This window comes from Duganella qianjiadongensis (genome assembly GCF_009857915.1).
Lineage (GTDB): Bacteria > Pseudomonadota > Gammaproteobacteria > Burkholderiales > Burkholderiaceae_D > Rugamonas > Rugamonas qianjiadongensis.
The window spans coordinates 135262-155568 of record NZ_WWCM01000011.1 but is presented as its reverse complement, the minus strand read 5'-3'; the positions used below and the strand labels follow the sequence as shown (position 1 = coordinate 155568).

Sequence of the window (20307 nt, the reverse complement as noted above, 5' to 3'; positions counted from 1 at the left end):
TTAGAAGTCCACCCGCAGGTTGACGCTGACCGTGCGCGGCGAGCCCACGTTCAGGTAGTTCTCCTGATAGTAGGTCCAGTACTTGCGGTTGGCGATGTTGGAGATATTGGCGCGCACGCTCACCATCTTGCCGAAATAGCGTTGACGGTAGTTGAAACCGGCATCGAACAGCGTGGTGCCGGACAGCGTATGGACGTTCGCTGCATCGAGCGGCAGCTCGCCCAGATATTGCGAACCGGCGTGCAGGGCAAGGCCCGGCAGCACGTCGCGCCACGTTGCCTGTATCGACGCCTGACGGCGCGGCGCACCGACAGCGCGCTTGCCGCTATAGCCGGGCGCAGCGTTTTCCAGCGTGGCGTCGAGCAGCATCACGCCACCTTCGATGGACAGGTTCTTACTGGCCTGTATCACGCTGTTTACTTCCAGCCCCTGATACCTAGTTTCGCCATCGGCTACGAAGACATTGGCAGCATTGGTGTACTGGGCGCCACGTTTAATCTGGAACAGCGCCGCGCTGGCGTTCCAGAAGCTGCGCTCGGTCTTGATACCGGCTTCGGCCTGCTTGCTCTTGATCGGGGCGAAGGTCTGGTTGGCGTTGGCAGCGGAGGCCGGAGCGCTGGCCGACATTTCCATGGCTTCCACATAGCTGCCGTAAATGGTGGTGTCGGCGGCTGGTTTGAACATCAGCGCCACAGTAGGCGTGGTACGGATGGCTGGATAATTGGCGATCAGCGCGTTCTTGGCATTGTAGGCATTGTCGAGGAAGCGATTGAAGCGCGCACCCGCCAGCACCGACCAGTGATCATCGAGTTTGACGGTGTCGCTGGCGAAAGCGGCTTCCTGCCGCGTAGCTTCGTCGCGGTAGGTGCCGCCGCTCCAGTTAATCCCGTACACATTGATAATGGTAGGCGCATACAGATTGCCCGTGCCCAGATAGGTTTTCGGGGTGACGGCAGAGGAGGTCGAAACCAGATTCTGCGACGAGAAGCCGGCGACAATGTCGTGCCCTACGCCCCATTTCTGCAGCTTGCCTTCCCAGCTAGCCTGTATCTGGTCGAAGTGGTAGCCGTGCAGCTCGGAGGTGACGCGGTCCTTGTAGTCGCCCTTGTCGCTGGTGATGTAGTACTGGTCTTTCTTGTAGACGCGGGTCGAGTCCGAGGTACGGTAGGACAGGTTCATCATCCAGTCCGGCGCCACGCGCGCATCCATGCCCAGCGTGTACATGACGAATTCCACATCGCTGCCGGCGCCCACGCTATTGAGTTTGCTATTGCCTGCAATCGGCTGCGGCACGGCGTAGGAAGTCGACAGCACCACGTCGGTGCCGCCCACGCTCTTGCGGCGCTGGTAGAGCGATTCGTAGGTGAGTGCCACGTCGTCGCTGATACGCCATTCCAGATTCAGGCCTGCAGCATTGCGGTGGATGGTACCGCTTTCCTCCTGTACGCCGCCGTCTTCATGCAGCAGGTTGAGGCGGTAGCCGAAGCCGCCTTCTTCGCCCATGCGGCCACCGATATCGAAGTGCTCCTTGAGTGCGCCGCCTTCCTGATAGCCGAGTGCCGCGCTGAAGCTCTTGTCGGTAGTGGGGCGCTTGGTGACGTAGTTGACGATGCCGCCCGGCGAACCGAAGCCGTACATAAAGCCGCTCAGGCCTTTCAGCACTTCCACGCTCTCGAACATTTCCAGCGGCATTTCGGTGCCGCGGTTGACGGCAGCCAGACCATTGATCTTGTAGCCGTTCAGGTCATCGAGACGCAGGCCGCGCATCTGTATGGTGGCCGGATGAGTGCTGATGGGCGGGCTGATGGCCGTGACGGACGCATCGTATTTGAGCACTTCCGAGATACTCGTAGCCAGCCGGTCTTCGATCTCGTCGCTGCTGACCGCCTTGGTGGAGAAGGGCGTATCGAGTTCCGATTTGCGGCCCAGCGCACCACCGCTGACGCTATCGCCCAGCTTTTTCTTTTCTACTGTGGCTTTGACAAATACTTTGGACAGCGCGCCTTCGCTGCCATCTTCGCTCGCATTCACAGGAGCATGCAGGGCGCACAGGCCGGCGGCGGCCAGCGCCAGATGCAAACGGGTTTTCGCGTAGGGGGTAGCAGGGAACATAAAAGAACTATCGTGCGTTATTGGAAACGCAGGAGCTTAACGACCGTGTGTTACGGGCGTGTGACGACTAGTGGTGAGCCATGCGGCGAACTGACAACAGACGGCGCAGAGTTTTGTTAAGTTTTGTAAGGTTTTCTTACCTTGCATTGCAGAGTTGCGCGGCTTTTTGCGGTTTCTGGCTTGTCTATGCCAGTGAGCGTTACGAATTGTAAGGCTGGCATTGCGTAGAAATTAAAATATCCAATAAATTCATATACTTATATTTTGTTGCGTGAGGCTGGCGTGATGGTTTTGTCACAGAAATGGCGGTGCTAGTATGGCTTCATCGTTGTAAAGATGGCCATAGATAAGGAAGTTACATGACTGTTAGTCCGTTATTTCGTAAGGCTTTGCTCGTCGCTGGTTTGCTGGCACAGACGGCGCATGCTGGCACGCTGATTATCGAAAGCTGGCGCGTGGATGACAAAGCGCTGTGGGAAAAAGTGCTGCTGCCCGCCTTCGAGAAAAACCATCCGGGCATAGAAGTGAAGTTCGCGCCGACCGCGCCCACCGAATACGATTCCAGCCTCGCTGCGCGGCTGGCTGGTGGCACTGCCGGTGATCTGATCGCCTGCCGTCCCTTCGATGTGTCGCTGGCGCTGTACAAAAAGGGTCAGCTGGATAAGCTCGACGGCAAAGCCGGCATGCAGAATTTTCCTGCTACGGCCATGGTGGCGTGGCAGACCGATGATGGTAAAGACACTTTCTGCATGCCTATCGCCTCCGTGATCCACGGCTTCCTGTACAACAAAAAACTCTTCAAGAAATTCAATCTGCAGGCGCCGCGCACGGTCGATGAGTTTTTCGCCGTACTCGATACCTTGAAAAAAGGTGGAGTGGCCCCGCTGGCGCTGGGCACTGCCGACCAGTGGGAGTCTAGCCAGATGGTTTATACCAATATCGGCCCTAATTTCTGGCGCGGCGAGGAAGGGCGCAAGGCGCTGATCGCCGGTAAAGCCAGGCTGACCGACGCGCCGTTTGTGGAAGCACTGCAGTTCGAACAGCGCATGGGCAGCTATCTGCCGCGCGGCGCCAGCGCGCAGACTTATGGCGATAGCCAGAACCAGTTCTCGCTCGGACGCGCTGCCATCTATCCTGCGGGCTCGTGGGATATCTCGTATTTCGGCCAGATCGCAGGGCTGGAACTGGGGGCTTTTCCGCCACCCGTGCGCAAGCTCGGTGATCCCTGCTTTATTTCCGATCATATGGATATCGGCATAGGCATCAACCGCAAGTCGCGCAACAAGGAGGATGCCTACAAATTCCTCGCCTGGGTAGGCTCACAGGAGTTCGCCGACCTGTACACCAATCGTGTCACCGGCTTCTTCTCGCTGTCCAACCACCTGATCGCGGTGCGCGATCCGGTCGCCAAGCAGGTGGCCGAATGGCGCAACAGCTGCGCATCGACCATACGCTTCAATGCACAGGTGCTGAACCGTGGCCAGCCCAGCATGGAGAGCGAACTGTGGAACGTCAACGCACAGGTTTTGAACGGCAAGCTGGCGCCGAAAGACGCGGCGGCCAAGCTGCAGAGCGGTTTTGCCAAGTGGTACAAACCACAGCAAAAGTAGCATCACATACATCTCCCCCGATGATGGTGTGATTCCTGGACCGGCGCCGGGCGCGGTGCCGGTCGCTTTTTTCACCCGTACAGACACGAATACTGGAGTCTTTCTTGAAACATGCTGTTCACACAGTCAGGCCATGGCAGCTGGTGCTGTTTCTGGCGCCGGCCCTGCTGATCTACACGCTGTTCAGCGCCATGCCGCTGGCGCAGACGCTGGCACAGGGCTTCTTCAGTGCCGACGAGAATGGCAAAGCCGTGTATGCCGGGCTGGAAAATTTTCGCACCATCCTGCTCGACCCCGACTGGTCGGCCGGCTTCTGGAACGCCATGGTGAATAATGCCCGCTTCTTCGCCATCCATATGCTGCTGCAGAATCCCATCGGGCTGGCGCTGGCCACCCTGTTCAGTCTCAAAGGCCTGCGCGGTGCCCGTACCTACCGCACGCTGATCTTTTTGCCCACGCTGCTGTCGGTGGTCATCATCGGCTTTATCTGGCAGCTGATCCTGTCGCCGCTGTGGGGCGTGGGCGAAAAGCTGCTGGGCTATGCCGGTCTGGCCGAGCTGTTTGCACCGTGGCTGGGGCAGGAGGAAACGGCGCTGACCACGCTGTCCATCGTCTCGGTGTGGCAGTACATCGGCATGCCGATGATGCTGATCTACGCGGCGCTGCTGGCCGTGCCCGACGAGATTATCGAGGCGGCCCATGTGGAAGGGGCCAGCGCCATGCGCATCTTCTGGCAGATCAAGCTGCCGCTGATCTATCCCACGCTGGGTCTGGTCACCATTCTGACCTTTGTCGCCAACTTCAACGCTTTTGACCTGATCTACTCCGTCAAAGGTGCGCTGGCCGGGCCTAACTACTCGACCGACATACTGGGCACGCTGTTCTACCGCACCTTCTTCGGCTATCAGGCGCAGGTGGGGAATGCCTATCTGGGCTCGGCGGTGGCCACCCTGATGTTCCTCGTGATACTGGCCGGTGTGGGCGTGTACTTCGTGGCCGTACAGCGCCGCCTGACCCGCTTTGCTCTGTGAAGCTTGCGCCATGACTGTGATTGCTATGAAACCTGAATACCCCGTAACGCCCGCCACGCCGGCGCAGACCGGCAGTACGCGCATCGACATCGGCCGCCTGATGGTGCACGCCGCACTGCTGGCTTATACCGCACTGGCGCTGTTCCCGATAGCCCTGATCCTGATTAACTCGGTGAAAACGCGGGCGGCCATATTCGATGATCCGCTGGCGCTGCCTACGATGGAATCGCTGACCTTCAGCGGCTTCGTCAAGGTGATAGCCAGCACCAACTTCCTGCACTACTTCGGCAACAGCCTGATCGTGACGCTGCTGGCGCTGTTCTGCATCGTGTTGTTCGGCGCCATGGCGTCGTGGGCGCTGTCGGAATACCGCTTCATGGGTAACCGTCTGCTCACGCTGTTCCTGGCGCTGGGCATCATGATTCCTATCCGCCTGGGCACGGTGTCGATACTGGAACTGATGGTGAAGCTCGATCTGGTCAACACGCTGACGGCGCTGGTGCTGGTGTACACGGCGCAGGGTTTGCCGCTGGCCGTGATGATTCTGTCCGAATTCATGCGCCAGGTTCCGGCGGAACTGAAGGATGCGGCGCGCTGCGATGGCGTGGGCGAAGTGAAGATCTTCTTTCAGGTGATCTTGCCGCTGATCCGTCCAGCCATAGCCACGGTGGCCGTGTTCACCATGATCCCCGCATGGAATGACCTGTGGTTCCCGCTGATACTGGCGCCGTCCGAATCTACCCGCACCGTCACGCTGGGGGTGCAGCAGTTCATCGGCCAGTACGTCACGGACTGGAACTCGGTACTGGCGGCACTGTCGCTGGCCGTGATCCCCATGCTGATTCTGTATGCGCTGTTTTCGCGTCAACTGATCCGCGGCCTGACGGCTGGCGCGGTCAAATAATCAAAGAGGAAATAAATGGCTAGTGTCAGCCTCCAAGCTTTGCGCAAGTCCTATGACGGCAAGACCGATATCCTGGCCGGCATCGATCTGGACATCGCCCACGGCGAATTCGTCGTGCTGGTAGGCCCTTCCGGCTGCGGCAAATCGACCTTGTTGCGCATGCTGTGCGGTCTGGAAGATATCAGCGGCGGCAATATGCTGATCGGCGATCAGGTGGTCAACCATCTGCCGCCGGCAGAGCGCGGCATCGCCATGGTGTTTCAGAGCTATGCCCTGTATCCGCACATGACGGTGTACCAGAACATGGCCTTCGGCCTGAAAGTGGCGGGGAAGGATAAGGCGCAGATACGCGAGCGCATCGAGCACGCTGCTGCCACGCTGAAGATAGGCCATCTGCTGGAACGGTTGCCACGCGAACTGTCGGGCGGCCAGCGGCAGCGGGTGGCGATAGGCCGCGCCATCGTGCGCGAACCGCGCCTGTTCCTGTTCGACGAGCCGCTATCGAATCTGGATGCGGCACTGCGTGTGCAGACCCGGCTGGAAATCGCCAAGCTGCACCGCCAGCTCGATGCCACCATCGTCTACGTCACCCACGATCAGGTGGAAGCCATGACGCTGGGCGACAAGATCGTGGTGATGCACGAAGGGCATATCCAGCAGTCTGGTTCGCCACTAGACCTGTACCAGCAGCCGCGCAACCTGTTTGTGGCCGGTTTTATTGGTTCGCCGAAAATGAATTTTATGGCGGGCTCGGTGGTGACTGCCCACGTAGGCGGCGTGCTGGTGCAGCTGGCCAGCGGCGAACTGGTGCGCGCCGCTGTCGATGGCAGTGCACTGGCTGCCGGTGCGGCGGTCACGCTGGGGCTGCGGGCCGAACATATCAGCGAATCGGACAGCGGTTCGGAACAATTCAAAGGCGAGGTCAGTGTGGTCGAACACCTGGGCGAAGCCAATTACATCTACGTCAGTCGTGAAGGTGGAGAAGACGTGGTGATACGTGGGGACGGAGAAAGACACGTCGCGATCGGACAGAGCATCGTCTTTTCAGCAGACAGCACGGCCTTCCACGTGTTTGATGAGCGGGGGCAGGCGCTACGCCGTCTGCGGCCCGGAAATATGGTGTCGGCAGCGCGCAGCATGATGCGCAGTGCCTGATATCGACGCGGTTCACTGTTTTCAACAAGGAGAATTGAATGACTAAGCCGGTACTCAAGAAAAAAATATTACCTCACCTGATCGCACTGGCACTGGGTAGTGCTGTGGCACCGCAGGTGTTTGCTACGGCGGATACCGAAGCAGTGGCCGCAGCCGAGGTAGCACCAAGCAGCGATGCGGCAGCGCAGTCGGAAGAGCAGAAAGTGGAAGTGCGCGGTATCCGCGAGCGCCTCAAGCGCAATCTGGCCGAAAAACGTGATGCCGGCAATGTGGTCGACACCGTGACGGCAGAAGATGTGGGTAAATTCCCCGACAAGAACGTGGCAGACTCGCTGCAGCGCGTGCCCGGCATTTCGGTGGACCGCACCTGGGGCGAAGGGCGCGACATCTTCGTGCGCGGCACCGACAAGAATCTGAACCTTACCCAGCTCAATGGCCAGGCCGTGGCTTCCGGCTACTGGTGGAAGAACGACTCGCAAAGCCGCGGCTTTAACTACGATATTCTGGCCTCGGAACTGGTGGGCAGCATCGATGTCTACAAGAGCCCTTCGGCCGATCTGGACGAAGGCAGCATCGGCGGTCTGGTGGTGGTGAAAACCCGCAAGCCTTTCCAGCTCAAGCCACTGGTGGCGCAGGTATCGGCCGAGGCCACGTACAGCAAGCTGCCGAAGAAAACCGATCCCCAGCTTTCCGGTCTGCTGAGCTGGACCAATGACCAGAAAACCTTTGGTGCGCTGGTAGCACTGAGCAGCCAGCAGCGCACCATGCGCCGCGACGGTCTGGAAAACTTCACCGACACCACCAAGTACAACATCATCGACCAGAATGGCGTGGTGACGCCGGGTGCCTATGCTTCGTGGGGTGGCGGTTCGGCCATCTTCCGTCAGGACCGCAAGCGCACTACCGGCGATATCACCTTGCAGGCGCGGCCCAATGCCAGCACTGATCTGACGCTGAACTACATGAACTCGGATATGAGCATGGACAACAGCAACCAGAACTATCTGTGGGAAGCCGGTGGTCTGGCCGACAAGAAGAACAATCTGATGGTCACCAATCCGAAATTCATCACGACGTCCGACGGCACCAAGGCACTGGTGGGCGGCACCGTTGGGCCGGTGGGCGGCGTGTCATTCGAGCCTATCTTCCGCCAGTCCTACGTGAAGTCGCAGGTGCTCGATCTGGACGGCACCTACGATGGCGACAACTGGAAGCTGCATGGACAGGCCGGCACCACCAAAGGTTCGGGCGGCAGCGACCATGACCGCAACTTCTGGTTCGTGGGGAATACCCGCACCACCTTCAATATCGCGCCTGATACCTACGAGGTCAAATACCTTGACATCAATCCGCTCGATCCGAGCAAGCTGGTGCTGCAGAATTCGCGCGACTGGGTGCGTCGCATGGAAACCAAGGAGAATTATGCGCAGGGCGATCTGACGCTGGAACTCAATGGCGACTTCCTCAAGTCGCTGAAGTTCGGCGCAAAATTCCGCGACACCACGGTGCAGAACCGCCGCATCATCGGTACCGATGGTCCGGGCAATCCGGGCTGGCAGTCGTTCACGCTGGCTGATCTGTCCACCGGCGCTTCGCCGCTGCTGAGCCAGAAGGCGGCCAACCCCGGCTCGCTGACCCAGTATGCGTGGGTGGATGACGGTCTGGCCTATTCCAAAGGCTTCGCCATGTACGATAAGGGCATGGTGTACGCCGAAGCCAAGAACGAGTACTACCGCATCAAGGAAAAGATCTACGCTACCTACGCCCGCGCTGATTTTGCCACCGGCCAGTGGCGCGGCGACTTCGGCGCGCGTATCGTCAAGACCGACCAGACCTCGGCGGCCTATCAGGATCTCAATGGTAACGGCAGCTACACGCTGGGCAGCGTGGGCCGCAGCTATACCGATGTGCTGCCCAACCTGAATGCCGTGTACTCGGTGAACAAGGACCTGCTGGTGCGCGGTGCCGTAGCGCGTGTGATGGCACGTAACACCTACTCGGATCTGAGCGCCAGTACCGAAGTCAGTGGCACCACCAATGCTGCCACGGCCGGCAATCCGCTGCTCAAGCCGTATCACGCCAATCATGCCGAGATCGGCGCCGAGTGGTATTACGCCGATGCGTCGCTGCTGTCGGCCACGCTGTTCGCCAAGAAGCTCGATACCTTCATCTACACCAAGTCGGCGCAGGAAAACGTGGCGGGCGTAACGCGCACGGTTACCCGTCCATACAACGCCAACAACGGTGAAACCGTCAACGGTCTGGAACTGCAATGGCAGCAAGCTTTCAGCAGCGGTTTCGGCGCCATCGTCAACTACACCTACACCGATGCCAAGACCGGTGCCAACGCCGGCGGCCAGAAGCTCAATGTGGTGGGCAACTCGCGCAATCAGGCCAACGTCACGGGCTTCTATGAAAAAGATGGCTACAGCCTGCGCCTGTCGTATAACTACCGTTCCAAAGCCTACGGTGCGCTCGATGAAGGCGGCCAGGATGTCACCAGTGCATACGGCCAGTGGGATGCTTCAGCCAGCTGGGATATCACGCCGAAAGTCAGCCTGTATCTGACGGCAGTAAATATCGGTAACGCGGTGATCCGTACCAACACGACCGATGGCCTGCCGGTGGGCGTGTATGAAAACGGTGCACGCTACAGTCTGGGTATCAAAGCCAAGTTCTAAGGCGCCGCGCGACGCGGACGATACGGCAGTGTTGTATCCATGCGTCTGCCGAAGGATTTGAGGTGTTACGGACGCTGCGCGGAGGTTCCGCCAGCGTCCGGCTCCGTTATAATCCAGACACTGTTTTATTCGGGATAACGAGTGACTGCGTCAAGAAAACATGTAGCCGTGCCGAGGCTTTGCCGGTTACGTTCTGGCGCCATTGCCAGCTTGCTGCTTGCACTCCTTACCTTTGGTAGCGTTACTGCTGCCACCCAGAGTTCCAGCGCCATGACGGCAGCGCCGGCTGGTAATGGAACGGCACCGGCCACCTTGCAGGTGCTGCACTGGTGGACTTCCAGCAGCGAGCGCAAGGCCGCCAATGCGCTGGCGGCGCGCATGGCCGAAGAAGGGCTGGAGTGGAAAGATGCGGCGATACCCGGCGGGGCAGGGCTGGGCGCCGGCAAGGTGCTCAAGAGCCGCGTACTGGCGGGCGATGCGCCGGAGGTGACGCAGATTATCGGTGTCTCCATCGCCGAATGGGCCGAGCTGGGGCTGCTGCTGGAAATCGATAATGCCGCGGCGGCGGCCAACTGGAATGGCGTGCTGTTCCCCACCATACAGAATCTGATCCGCCACCGCAAACACGTGGTGGCGGCGCCGCTCGGCATTCATCGCATCAATACCCTGTTCTACAATCGCGCCCTGCTGGCGCAGCATAAGCTGGCGCCGCCGCAAAGCTGGGCCGAATTCCAGAACGTCGCCTTGCGTCTGAAGGCAGCCGGTGTGGCGCCGCTGGCGCAGAGCAGCGAAGCGTGGCAGGTGGCGGCTCTGTTCGAGACTCTGCTGCTGGCGGAAAGCGGCCCCGAGTTCTATCGCGATCTGTTCGTGCGGCGCGATCCCGCTGCGGCAGCAGACCGGCGCACGGCGGAAGCGCTGGAACGCCTGCGCACCATCAAGGGCTGGATCAGCAACCAGCTCGATGAAAAGCCATGGCCTGATGTGGTGCGCCAGTTCGCCCGCAAGGAAGCGGCCATGATGATCATGGGCGACTGGGCCAAGCCGGAACTGGTGGAGCGCGGCATGGTGCTCGATGAGGATTTTGCCTGCGCGACGGCGCCGGGCACCTCGCGCTACCATCTGTACAGCGTCGACAGCTTCTCCATGTTCGCGGGAGACTATCGTCACATGCCGGCGCAGGAGCGCATGGCGCGCCTGCTGGTGACGCCTGCCGTGCAGAGCGAATATAACCAGCTGAAAGGTGCCGTTTCCGTGCGGCGCGATGCCGACGTTAGCCGCATGGACAGCTGCGCGCGCGCCTCGTGGACCAGCTTTGCCCAGGGCGCTGCTGCGCAGGCCCCCAGTCTGGTCCATCGCATGGCCACCGACGAGGCCAGCCGCGACGCCATCATCGCCGAGATACACCGCTATTTTCTGGACGATAAAGCCACGCCAGCTGACGCCCAGCGCCGGCTCGGTGCGCTGTTCCGCCTGTTTAACCTGAGAAGCCAAGGAGCCTTCGGTGCGCAAAATCCTGATCGTAGACGATGACCAGAAGACCCGGGTTCTGCTCAAGGCCTATCTGGAAAAGAACCAGTATGAAGTGATCCTGTCGCATAACGGCGAGAGCTTTCTGGCCGAACTGCAGCAGCATGTGGACCAGCTCTCGCTGGTGATACTGGATGTGATGCTGCCCGATACCGACGGCTTCGCGCTGTGCAAGCAGGTGCGCCAGCGTTCGAACGTGCCCATCATCATGCTCACCGCCAGCTCGGACGAAACCGACCGCATCGTCGGGCTGGAGCTGGGCGCGGACGACTATATCGCCAAGCCCTACAGCCCGCGCGAACTGCTGGCCCGCATCAAGGCCATCCTGCGGCGCACGGCGCAGGAGCCGCCTGCCGTACGCTACTACCGCTTCGTCGGCTTTACGCTGGACCTGATGGAGCGCAAGGTGACTGCGCAGGACGGCCAGCTGGTGGTGCTGACGGGACTGGACTTCCAGCTGCTCAAATACTTTGTCGAGCATCCGGGCGTGGTGCTGGACCGCAGCGTGCTGTGCGAAGAGACGCGCGGGCGCGATGCCGGCCCGCTGGACCGTTCGCTCGATGTGCAGATCAGCCGTCTGCGCCTGCGGCTGAATGACGATGGCAAGCAGCCGGCCCTGATCAAGACCGTGCGCGGTGCCGGTTATGTCTTCTCGGCCGATGTGGCGGTGGCCCATGCCTAGTGCGTGGCGCAGGCTGTGGCCTGCCTCGCTGCTGGGGCGTCTGAGTCTGGTGATGGTGGCAGGGCTGCTGGTGACGCAGCTGGTGGCCAGCTATATCTGGGCCAGCCAGTTGCGTGCCAAGGCGCAGGTGGAAGTGCAGTCTGCCTCGCAGTACGTCGCGCATGGTGCGTCCGGCGCCATCCGTTTTTTCCGCAGCCTGCCGGCCAACTATCGCCAGTTGCTGATGCAGCAGCTGCGCGAGATGGGCGGCACGCGCTTCTTCGTCAATTTCAACCACGCCTATGTGCCGGTGCACAGCATCGATGCCACTCCGCTGGCCGAGAGTGCCCTGCGCAGCGTGGCGGCCACGCTGAAAAGCGATCTGCCCCATTCGCCGCCTTCGCATCTGGCGTTTGCCTGGCCGGACCAGCTGGTGGTGTCGGAGGACGGGGCGCGCCTGAACGACCTGCCGGATGCATGGGTGCAGCACATCCTGCTGCTCAAGCCCGATCCCGCACCGATACTGGTGATCCAGACGGAGATCGAGCCGGGTAACTGGCTGTACATGGCGGCGCTGATGCCTAACCCGTATTTTTTGAGCAGCAACGATCCGCTGGCCTGGGACAGGCTGGCGCTGCAAGGGCTGTCGCTGGCGGCCGTGCTGCTACTGTGTTTGCTGGTGGTGCGCTCGATTACCCGCCCGCTGGCGGCGCTGTCGGATGCGGCGGCGGCTTTCGGCCAGGGGCAGGAGGACAAACCGCTGCCCCTGCCGGAAACGGGCAGCCGCGAATTCATTAACACCGCGCGGGCTTTCAGCGCCATGCGCGAGCGTATCCAGCGTTATATCGAGGATCGCGAGCGGCTGTTTATTTCGATTTCCCATGATCTGCGCACGCCGATCACTCGCCTGAAGCTGCGTTCCGAACTGCTCGATGACGAAGCCCTGCGCAACGAGTTCGAGGAAGATCTCGACGAGCTGGACATGATGGTCAAAGGGGCGCTGCAATGTGTGAAGGATAGCGACATCCACGAGAACCCTACGGAAGTGAAGCTAGACGCCATGCTGGGCCGGCTGGTGCGTAGCGCAAGGCTGGCCGGCCATGAAGTAGCCTATCAGGATAGCGGCATCAGCGTGCGCGCCAAGCCGCTGGCGCTCAAGCGGGCCATCGGCAACCTGCTTGATAATGCGCTGTATTACGGCAAGCGGGCCGAGATCGGCGTCACCCGCGAGGACGCCATGGTGGCTATCGCCGTGCGCGACCACGGCCCCGGCGTGCCGGAAGATGCGCTGGCCAGCCTGTTCGATCCCTATGTGCGGCTGGCGCACGGGCGCGAGCAGAATGACGGCGGTCTGGGACTGGGGCTGGGCATCGCCCGCAGTGTAATCGAAGCGCATAGCGGCCAGCTGCATCTGTCCAACCATCCGCAGGGCGGCTTGCAGGCGGTGATCCGCCTGCCGGCCTGACCGGCGGGTAGCAAAGCCGGAATATCCGCCCAGGCCCGCTAACCGCCCTCCAGTCGCGCCTAAATGTCGTCCAGCCCCCGTTTTTTGCGTTTCGTCGCAATCCGCGCGACGCTTGCGAGGCCTATGGCTATAGTGCTCACATACCGCAACGTTTTCAAGGAGAGCAAAATGAACATCGCAAAAAACATGGAAGCCATCTTCCTCGCCGCCACCATGGTACTGGGTACCTTCGCCTACACCAGCAGCGCTGCCCAGAAAGCCGCTGCACTGGAGCCGGTCGCACAGGTCAGCCAGGCCAGCATGCAGGTAGTAGTCGTCAAAGGCCACCGCCTGAGCGCCAACGCCTGATTGCCTGAAGCCCGCCTGATCCGGCAGGGCTGCTAGAATTGTGCGACGCCGCCAGGGATACACCAATGAGGATATCGTTATGAATAAGTTTTTCCAGTTCGGCCTGCTGCTGGCCACCTGTAGCCTGCTGTGGAATTCGGCCTTTGCTGCCGACGAGCCGGTTGAGAAGCGCATGGTGGCGATCGATGCGCGCGTGGTGCGCGTCAAGCTCGATGGCGTGATCGACCTCAAGGTGCGGCAGGGTTCTGCGCCGGGGCTGGTGATCATCGGCGAAAAACGCTATCTCGATAAAACCATGTCTTCTACTACCGGCGATACGCTGCATCTGGAAACGGAAGGACGCGGCATCAAGTTAGGGCGCAATATGGTGCGCGCCGAGCTGACCCTGCCGATGCTGCGCGAAGTAGTATCCGAAGGCGTAGGCACCACCGATATCAGCGGCTTTAGCGGCGACGAACTGGAACTGACGCTCGACGGCGCAGGCAGCATGAAGGTCAATTGCGACTATAAGAATCTGAAGGCCGATCTGGGCGGCGTGGGCAGCATGAACCTGTGGGTGAGCGAGAACGAGAATGTTGATCTCGATCTGCGTGGTGCCGGCTACATTACGCTGGGCGGCCGCAGCAAGATGCTCAAGGCATCACTGGGCGGGCTGGGCGGACTGAATGCGCAGCAGCTGCAGGCGGAGAATGTGAATGTCGACCTCAGTGGTCTGGGCAATGCCACCGTGAATGCGCGTAACAACGCCACCCTGAGCCTGAGCGGGCTGGGTTCGGTCACGGTGTACGGCAAGCCGCTGAACCGCAACGTGAGTGTGGATGGTTTGGGCAAAGTCAGCTGGAAGTAATCGACAGGACCACCGGGGATATGAAAAAAATCATACTGGCTCTAGGCTTCGCGCTCAGCCTGCCGCAGCTGGCGCAAGCCGGCTTTGCAGAAGGCGCCACCGCCTATAACGCTAAAAACTATGCCGTGGCGCTGAAAGAAGTTACGCCGCTGGCCAAGGCCGGCAATGCCGATGCGCAGCATCTGCTGGGCCTGATGTATTACATGGGCCGCGGCGTCACACAGGATTACAAGCAGGCGCTCGAATGGCACCGCAAAGCCGCGCTGCAGGGCAAGGCCGATGCGCAATATGTAGTGGGCGCCATGTACTACACGGGGAATGCCGTGATACAGGACCACAAGCAGGCCGTGGCATGGTTCCGCAAGGCGGCCGAGCAGGGCCACGCGGAAGCGCTGCAGGCGCTGGGCCTGATGTACCGCTATCACACGGCCGGACTGCCGCAGGATAATGTGATCGCCTACATGCTGTGGAATCTGGCGGCATCCTATGGTTCGGCCAATGCCGCCGAACAGCGCTCCGCCGTGGTCAGGAACATGACGGCCGAGCAGCTGGAGGAAGGACAGGCGCTGTCGGCTGCATGGAAGCCGAATACGCCGCTGCCGCAGCGCTCCCGCACGGGCGGCAGCTAGTTCGGTAGCTTCAGGCGCTGTGGTCGCCCTCGTCCTTGCGCCCACTCAGCATGGCGGCAAGCAGATTCTCGCGGTGCTGCCAGCTGGTAAACAGCACACCGCCCAGATGCAGAGCGATCAGCCCTAGCAAAGTCCAGCCCAGCGCCTGATGCACGCGCACCGGCCAGGCATAACCCCACAGCAGATCGGTATTCAGTGCCCAGCCGCTAATGCCCAGCAAGGTTACGCACAGCAGCAGGGCCAGCACCATCCAGCCGCCCAGCGGATTGTGGCCGAGGTAGCGTGGTGCAGCGCCGCGCAGCACCAGCCGCAGGTAGTGCAGGGTGTCGCTGGCGTTGCGCACGAACTGGCTGAAGCGCGCGTAGTAGTTGCCCGCGTAGCCCCACAGGAAGCGGCAGGCCACCACAGCGGCGGCGCCATAGCCCCAGTACTGATGCTGCGGCCCTGTGTCGCTGCGGGTCAGCCATGCGGCAGCCACGCACAGCACGAGCGACCAGTGCAGCAGCCGTAGCGGCAGATCCCAGATCGCCAGTGGCTTATTCTTCGACACGGGCAAACGTGACAGGGTCGAAGAAGGCTTCTACCCGATTGCCTTTCGGGTCTTTGGCATACACCTCATAGCAGGAGTTGGTGGCCTCCATACGGCGTATCACCCAGCCTTCGGCCACCAGTTTCTTCTGCAGTTCTTCGTGCGATTTCCATTCCGATTTGGGTGCTTTGGTGCACACCACATTGCCGTGGGCGCTGGCCGCGCCGGCATACACGGCCAGCAGCAGCGGCAGTAGCAAGCGGGAGTAAGAGCGTTGCATGATGATTCCTTTCAAAATTGGGCGCCTCAGGTCTGAGCCCAGCGCCGCAGCAGATTATGATAGATGCCCGTCAGCCTGACCAGTTCATGATGGTCGGCTGGCAGCTCGTGTGCCAGATTCTGCACGGTGCGGTCCAGATCGAACAGCAGGCTGCGTTCGCCCTCATCGGCCACCATGCTTTCGATCCAGAAGAACGAGGCCAGGCGGGCGCCCGCCGTTACCGCCGTCACGCGGTGCAGGCTGGATGACGGGTAGAGCACCATGTCGCCCGCGGCCAGTTTAACCGACTGTACACCGAACTCGCTTTCAACTTCCAGCACGCCGCCCTCGTATTCGTCCGGCTCGGACAGGAATAGCGTGGCCGACAGGTCGCTGCGTACGCTGCCCTGATTGCCGGGCAACTGCATCACGGCGCTATCGACATGGGTGCCGTAGGTGCCGCCGTTCTGGTAGCAGTTGAACTTGGGCGGGAATATCTTGCGTGGTAGGGCCGCCGAGACGAACAGCGGCTGGCTGGCCAGGGCGCGCAGGATATGCTGACCCAGACTGAGGGCCGGTTCGGCATTGTCGGGCAGTTGTAAATTCTGCTTGACGTGGCGCGCCAGCGTGCCGCCGGTGAGGGCGCCATCCTGCCAGCCTGCCTGCGCCAGCCAGCCGCGGAACTGCCGTACTTCGTCTTTGCTGAGGACATTTTCAATCGTGATTAACATGATGGTCTCGCTGATGGAACAGGGCCGTAGCCCGGATATCTTCGATACTGGCGCAGCCTGCGAGGGCCATGCAGATTTCCAGTTCTTCGCGCAGCAGCTTGAGCATGTGCGCCACGCCCAGTGCGCCGGCCACGGCCAGCGCGTAGAGCTGCAGGCGGCCGATGGCGACGGCGTCGGCGCCCAGTGCCAGCGCTTTGAATACGTCGGAGCCGGAACGTATGCCGCCGTCGAACACGATAGGCATATCGGTGCCCAGTGCGGCACGGATGGCGGGCAGCACATCCAGCGTGGCGGGTGCGCCATCGAGGCTGCGGCCGCCGTGATTGGACACGATGATGCCGGCCACGCCGGCAGCGCGCAGCGCCAGCGCATCGTCGGCATGCATCACGCCCTTGGCCCAAACGGGCAAGCGGGTCTGGCCGACCAGCCAGCGCAGCTCGTCCCAGCTGGGGGCGGCGGCCATCAGGCCTTGCAGGATGCGGCTGGCCCCGGCTGCCACGGCGGGTTCCTGTGCCGCTGTGTAGCCGGCCAGATTGACCGGCACACATTGTGGCGGCAACTGGAACTGCGCCGCCAGCGTACGCAGGCTGGCCACCTGTATCGGTGCATCGAGCGTCAGTACGATGGCGCCGTAGCCTGCCGCTTCGGCGCGGCGCAGCAGGTCCAGCGTGTCGGCCCGCTGCGGTTGCAGATACATCTGGAACCAGCGTTGCGGCCCGGCGCTCTGGGCCAGCTGCTCCAGCGTGCAGGACGATTGCGTGCTGGCGATCACAGGGCAGTCCATGGCGGCGGCGGCACGCACGGTTTCGCGCTCGCCGCCCGGGTGCACCAGATTATGGAAGGCCACCGGCCCCAGCATCAGCGGGTGAGCCATGTTCATGCCGGCCAGCGTGACGCCAGTATTACCGGCGCTGACATCGCGCAGCAGGCGCGGCGTGATAGCCCAGCGTGCATAGGCGGCGCGGTTGGCAACGACGCTGCGGTCATGGCCGCTGCCACCTTCGATATAGGCCAGCGTGGGAGCGGCAATAAAGCGCGGCGCCTGCGTTTCGTAGTCGAGCGCGCAGCGGATTTCCGGCGGGATGTGATTCAGTGCAGGCAGTGGCGTGGGGGCGGGCATGGCTGATACGGAGCGCAGTAGGGCGGGCTGGGGAGACATTCATCTTACGTCGGTTTGGACGGAAAAGCTGCTGGCCCCGGCCTGCCAGTCATAAAAAAATGCCGGATGGGGTATCCGGCATGGGCAAAGCAGTGCAGTGACTTGACCTCGATTACAGTTCGTAGTTGACGGTCAGGCGCACGGCGCGGGCGTCACCCTTGTACAGGAAGGCGCCGGAGCGGTACACGGCCGTGTAGTAATCCTTGTTGCCCACATTGAGTACGTTCAGGCGCAGGTCGAAGCGGCGGCTGAAGCGGTAGGCGCCAAAGATGTCGTACACGGTGAAGGCCGGTACCGGCTGGGCGCACACGCCGTTGGTGTAGCCGGCTGCCGTATCAGGCTGGCCGCCGCAGCGGTCGCTCTCGTGGCGGGCCACGGCGCCATAGCTGAAGGCGTCGGTATGCTGGAATTTCAGCTGGGCCGAGAAGGATTTCTTGGCGAAGTTGGACAGCGGCTTGCCGATGTTGCTGGCTGTGGCCGAACCCAGTACTTCCGACTGCATGATGCTGCCGCCGATCTGGCCCGACAGGCGCTCGGTAAAGTTGCCGGCCACGCCCAGTTCCAGACCGCGCACCCGGTTCTTGCCCGTGTTGAAGGTGCCGACGGTATCGTAGTTGGCGCCTTCCATCACATCCTTCTTGGTAGTCTGGAACAGGGCGGCCGTGACCAGCAGCTTGTGATCGAACAGGTCCCACTTGGTACCCAGTTCGTAGTTGATCGAGGTTTCCGGCTTGGCGCCAGCGATCTTACCGTCGTACAGCACTGCGCCGCCGTAGCCGCTGCTGGTGCCCGAATCGGCTTCGCCGCCGTTGATATCCTGCGCACTCGCCACGCTGCCGTAGATGATGGCATCCTTGGCGATCTTGTAGCTCAGGCCGAAGTGGCCGTTGACCAGCGTGTCGCTGTAGGCGTAGTCGCCGGTGATCACACCGGTCGTGTTGTTGCGGCGGACCAGATCGAGGTCGAAGTAGTCGGCGCGGATGCCGGCGAAGGCGCTCAGCTTCTCGGTCAGGTCGACCGTGTCCATCGCCGTCAGCGCCACGGTCTTGACCTTCCAGTCCTGATTCCAGCCCAGACGGGTGGCGCTGCGGCCGGCCAGCGTGCTCAGATTGGCGTAGTTCTGGCCATAGGCGTCGCTCAGGCAGTAGCTGTTGAGCGGACCTACCGCCGGGGCGCCATTGGCGGCGTTGCGGCAGTTGTAGGCGCCAGTGTTGGTGATCTGGTAGGTGCCGGACAGGACTTTGTGGTCGGTGTATTCGGCGCCGAAGATGAATTCGTGCTTGAGGCCAGCCAGTTCCTTGTCCCAGCGCAGATTGCTCTGGTGGGCGAAATAATCGACTTCCTGCCAGCCCGTATGGCCCGCATCGAGCGAGGCCACGGTGAACGGTACGGCGTTGATGCCGTTGTAGCGGGTGCCGATATTGGCGCCTGTGGTGACGTAGGCATTGCTGGATTTGCCGTAGCGGGTCAGGCTGGTCAGCTTCAGATCCGGGGCGATCTTCCAGTTGATGCGGGCGGTCAGGGTGTCGACATCCGATTTGAGGAAATCGCTGGTCTGGGCATAGACCGGCACATTGGTGGCCGGTACGCGGTTGGGCACTGTGCCGACCAGATAGCCGCCCAGATCGGGCATGTTGTCCTTGGTGCGCAGACCGTAGTAGTCGGTGGTCAGGCTGAATTTGTCGGAGGCTTCCCACAGGCCGGACAGGGCCAGACCACTGCGGCTGCGGCTCGATGGCGCGCGGCCCGGCACATCTTCTTCGCCCCACAGGATGTTGGCGCGCACGGCGAAATTCTCGCCATAGCCGCGGTTCACGTCCGAAGTGATACGGCGTTGCGAATCGCTGCCCACGCCCGCCGAGAAGCGGGTGAAGTCGTGATCGAGCGTGGCCTGCTTGGTGATGGCGTTGACCGCGCCGCCAGCCGTGCCGCGACCGGCGAAGCTGGAATTCGGGCCTTTGGAGATTTCGATCTGTTCCACCGCGAAGCTTTCGCGCGTGCTCATGCCGGGATCGCGCAGGCCGTCGACGAATACGTCGCTGCGGGCTTCCTGGCCGCGGATGATGTAGCGGTCGCCGAAAGCATTGCCGTTTTCGCCGGTGCCGAGAGTGATGCCGGGCTGGGCGGCCAGAATCTGTTTCAGATCGGTCAGGCCGGAATCATCGATGGCTGCCTTGGTCACCACGGAAATGGTCTGCGGGGTTTCTGCCAGCGGGCGGGTGTGGCGGCTGTCGCCCGAAGTCTTGGCCTTGTAGGGCGTGCCCGCTTCGGCGTTAGGATTCGGGTCGAGGCGTTTGCCCAGTACCAGCACTTCGCGCATGTCGACGGTTTTGTCGGTATCGGCGGGCTGTGCCACGGCAGCCAGCGGCAACAGCATGGCGGTGGAGAGGCCCATGGCCAGACTGGTTTTCTGCATGGTGCGCAGGGCGTTATCTTGTTCCATGCGGATACTTTGTGGATGTTGGGCGTGCGGCTTGTTCAATTTGGACGTCTCTAAAAAAAGGTGGGACGGAAAGTAGGTTGGCGGAAAGTATAAGCAGATAATTTTCAAATGTAAATAGGAATTGATCTCATTAACATCTTTACTCTCATTTGCGCCTATTTTCTCATTTAACGCCCGGCTGGCTTGGCTGCTGCTCAGGGCAGGCTTGCGCGCACT

The 20307-nt window shown here is 61.3% G+C and carries 17 protein-coding genes; 11 read left to right on the top strand and 6 right to left on the bottom strand.

All coding sequences use genetic code 11. From position 1 onward, the window contains the following. Positions 1-2112, bottom strand: a complete 2112-nt coding sequence (locus tag GTP27_RS16310; RefSeq protein ID WP_161040221.1) for a TonB-dependent siderophore receptor — start codon at positions 2110-2112, stop codon at positions 1-3. A 359-nt stretch (positions 2113-2471) separates the two neighbouring features. On the opposite strand from GTP27_RS16310, the gene GTP27_RS16305 reads away from it, so the two are divergent. The 11 genes from GTP27_RS16305 to GTP27_RS16255 all read left to right on the top strand — a co-directional run bounded on the left by GTP27_RS16305 (position 2472) and on the right by GTP27_RS16255 (position 14970). After that, a complete protein-coding gene (locus tag GTP27_RS16305; RefSeq protein ID WP_229634027.1) occupies positions 2472-3722 on the top strand; it encodes an ABC transporter substrate-binding protein in 1251 nt (416 codons plus the stop codon). 104 nt (positions 3723-3826) lie between these two features. Beyond that, positions 3827-4753 (top strand): carbohydrate ABC transporter permease, encoded by a 927-nt coding sequence (locus GTP27_RS16300; protein WP_161040220.1) that lies wholly within the window; start codon positions 3827-3829, stop codon positions 4751-4753. A 100-nt stretch (positions 4754-4853) separates the two neighbouring features. Beyond that, positions 4854-5657, top strand: a complete 804-nt coding sequence (locus GTP27_RS16295; protein ID WP_229634063.1) for a carbohydrate ABC transporter permease — start codon at positions 4854-4856, stop codon at positions 5655-5657. Between the two features lie 15 nt (positions 5658-5672). Further along, positions 5673-6812, top strand: coding sequence for an ABC transporter ATP-binding protein (locus GTP27_RS16290; protein ID WP_161040218.1), 1140 nt, complete (start codon positions 5673-5675; stop codon positions 6810-6812). Between the two features lie 38 nt (positions 6813-6850). Next, a complete protein-coding gene (locus GTP27_RS16285; RefSeq protein ID WP_161040217.1) occupies positions 6851-9493 on the top strand; it encodes a TonB-dependent receptor in 2643 nt (880 codons plus the stop codon). A gap of 210 nt (positions 9494-9703) precedes the next feature. Then, a complete protein-coding gene (locus tag GTP27_RS16280) occupies positions 9704-11023 on the top strand; it encodes an ABC transporter substrate-binding protein (protein ID WP_229634025.1) in 1320 nt (439 codons plus the stop codon). Then, positions 10995-11702, top strand: coding sequence for a response regulator (locus GTP27_RS16275; protein WP_161040216.1), 708 nt, complete (start codon positions 10995-10997; stop codon positions 11700-11702). The genes GTP27_RS16280 and GTP27_RS16275 overlap by 29 nt, the downstream gene beginning before the upstream one ends. After that, complete coding sequence (locus GTP27_RS16270; protein ID WP_202416852.1) at positions 11695-13146, top strand: ATP-binding protein; 1452 nt, start codon at positions 11695-11697, stop codon at positions 13144-13146. Before GTP27_RS16275 ends, GTP27_RS16270 begins: the two co-directional genes overlap by 8 nt. Before the next feature lie 168 nt (positions 13147-13314). Beyond that, on the top strand, positions 13315-13494 hold the full coding sequence (locus GTP27_RS16265) for a hypothetical protein (RefSeq protein WP_161040214.1): 180 nt from the start codon (positions 13315-13317) through the stop codon (positions 13492-13494). A gap of 79 nt (positions 13495-13573) precedes the next feature. Next, the gene (locus GTP27_RS16260; protein WP_161040213.1) at positions 13574-14341 is read left to right on the top strand and encodes a GIN domain-containing protein; all 768 of its coding nucleotides are present in this window, start codon (positions 13574-13576) and stop codon (positions 14339-14341) included. A 20-nt stretch (positions 14342-14361) separates the two neighbouring features. Further along, entirely contained in the window at positions 14362-14970 is a 609-nt protein-coding gene (locus GTP27_RS16255; RefSeq protein WP_161040212.1) for a tetratricopeptide repeat protein, read from the top strand. A 10-nt stretch (positions 14971-14980) separates the two neighbouring features. Here GTP27_RS16255 and GTP27_RS16250 read toward each other — a convergent pair whose 3' ends face one another. The 5 genes from GTP27_RS16250 to GTP27_RS16230 form a co-directional block, all read right to left on the bottom strand. After that, positions 14981-15520 carry a cytochrome b/b6 domain-containing protein gene (locus GTP27_RS16250; protein ID WP_371865939.1) on the bottom strand — a complete coding sequence of 180 codons (540 nt, stop codon included), beginning with the start codon at positions 15518-15520 and terminating at the stop codon, positions 14981-14983. Beyond that, the gene (locus GTP27_RS16245) at positions 15507-15779 is read right to left on the bottom strand and encodes a PepSY domain-containing protein (protein ID WP_161040211.1); all 273 of its coding nucleotides are present in this window, start codon (positions 15777-15779) and stop codon (positions 15507-15509) included. The genes GTP27_RS16250 and GTP27_RS16245 overlap by 14 nt, the downstream gene beginning before the upstream one ends. A gap of 26 nt (positions 15780-15805) precedes the next feature. After that, the gene (locus GTP27_RS16240; RefSeq protein ID WP_161040210.1) at positions 15806-16489 is read right to left on the bottom strand and encodes a Fe2+-dependent dioxygenase; all 684 of its coding nucleotides are present in this window, start codon (positions 16487-16489) and stop codon (positions 15806-15808) included. Continuing rightward, complete coding sequence (locus GTP27_RS16235) at positions 16473-17648, bottom strand: alpha-hydroxy acid oxidase (RefSeq protein ID WP_229634023.1); 1176 nt, start codon at positions 17646-17648, stop codon at positions 16473-16475. Before GTP27_RS16235 ends, GTP27_RS16240 begins: the two co-directional genes overlap by 17 nt. A 112-nt stretch (positions 17649-17760) precedes the next feature. Next, on the bottom strand, positions 17761-20064 hold the full coding sequence (locus tag GTP27_RS16230; protein ID WP_161040248.1) for a TonB-dependent receptor: 2304 nt from the start codon (positions 20062-20064) through the stop codon (positions 17761-17763). Between the last annotated feature and the right edge of the window lie 243 nt (positions 20065-20307).

Coding starts and splice junctions, on each gene's coding strand:
- GTP27_RS16310 (WP_161040221.1), bottom strand. CDS start 2,112: ATGTTCCCTGCTACCCCCTACGCGAAAACCCGTTTGCATCTGGCGCTG.
- GTP27_RS16305 (WP_229634027.1), top strand. CDS start 2,472: ATGACTGTTAGTCCGTTATTTCGTAAGGCTTTGCTCGTCGCTGGTTTG.
- GTP27_RS16295 (WP_229634063.1), top strand. CDS start 4,854: ATGGTGCACGCCGCACTGCTGGCTTATACCGCACTGGCGCTGTTCCCG.
- GTP27_RS16290 (WP_161040218.1), top strand. CDS start 5,673: ATGGCTAGTGTCAGCCTCCAAGCTTTGCGCAAGTCCTATGACGGCAAG.
- GTP27_RS16285 (WP_161040217.1), top strand. CDS start 6,851: ATGACTAAGCCGGTACTCAAGAAAAAAATATTACCTCACCTGATCGCA.
- GTP27_RS16270 (WP_202416852.1), top strand. CDS start 11,695: ATGCCTAGTGCGTGGCGCAGGCTGTGGCCTGCCTCGCTGCTGGGGCGT.
- GTP27_RS16265 (WP_161040214.1), top strand. CDS start 13,315: ATGAACATCGCAAAAAACATGGAAGCCATCTTCCTCGCCGCCACCATG.
- GTP27_RS16260 (WP_161040213.1), top strand. CDS start 13,574: ATGAATAAGTTTTTCCAGTTCGGCCTGCTGCTGGCCACCTGTAGCCTG.
- GTP27_RS16255 (WP_161040212.1), top strand. CDS start 14,362: ATGAAAAAAATCATACTGGCTCTAGGCTTCGCGCTCAGCCTGCCGCAG.
- GTP27_RS16245 (WP_161040211.1), bottom strand. CDS start 15,779: ATGCAACGCTCTTACTCCCGCTTGCTACTGCCGCTGCTGCTGGCCGTG.
- GTP27_RS16240 (WP_161040210.1), bottom strand. CDS start 16,489: ATGTTAATCACGATTGAAAATGTCCTCAGCAAAGACGAAGTACGGCAG.
- GTP27_RS16235 (WP_229634023.1), bottom strand. CDS start 17,648: ATGTCTCCCCAGCCCGCCCTACTGCGCTCCGTATCAGCCATGCCCGCC.
- GTP27_RS16230 (WP_161040248.1), bottom strand. CDS start 20,064: ATGCAGAAAACCAGTCTGGCCATGGGCCTCTCCACCGCCATGCTGTTG.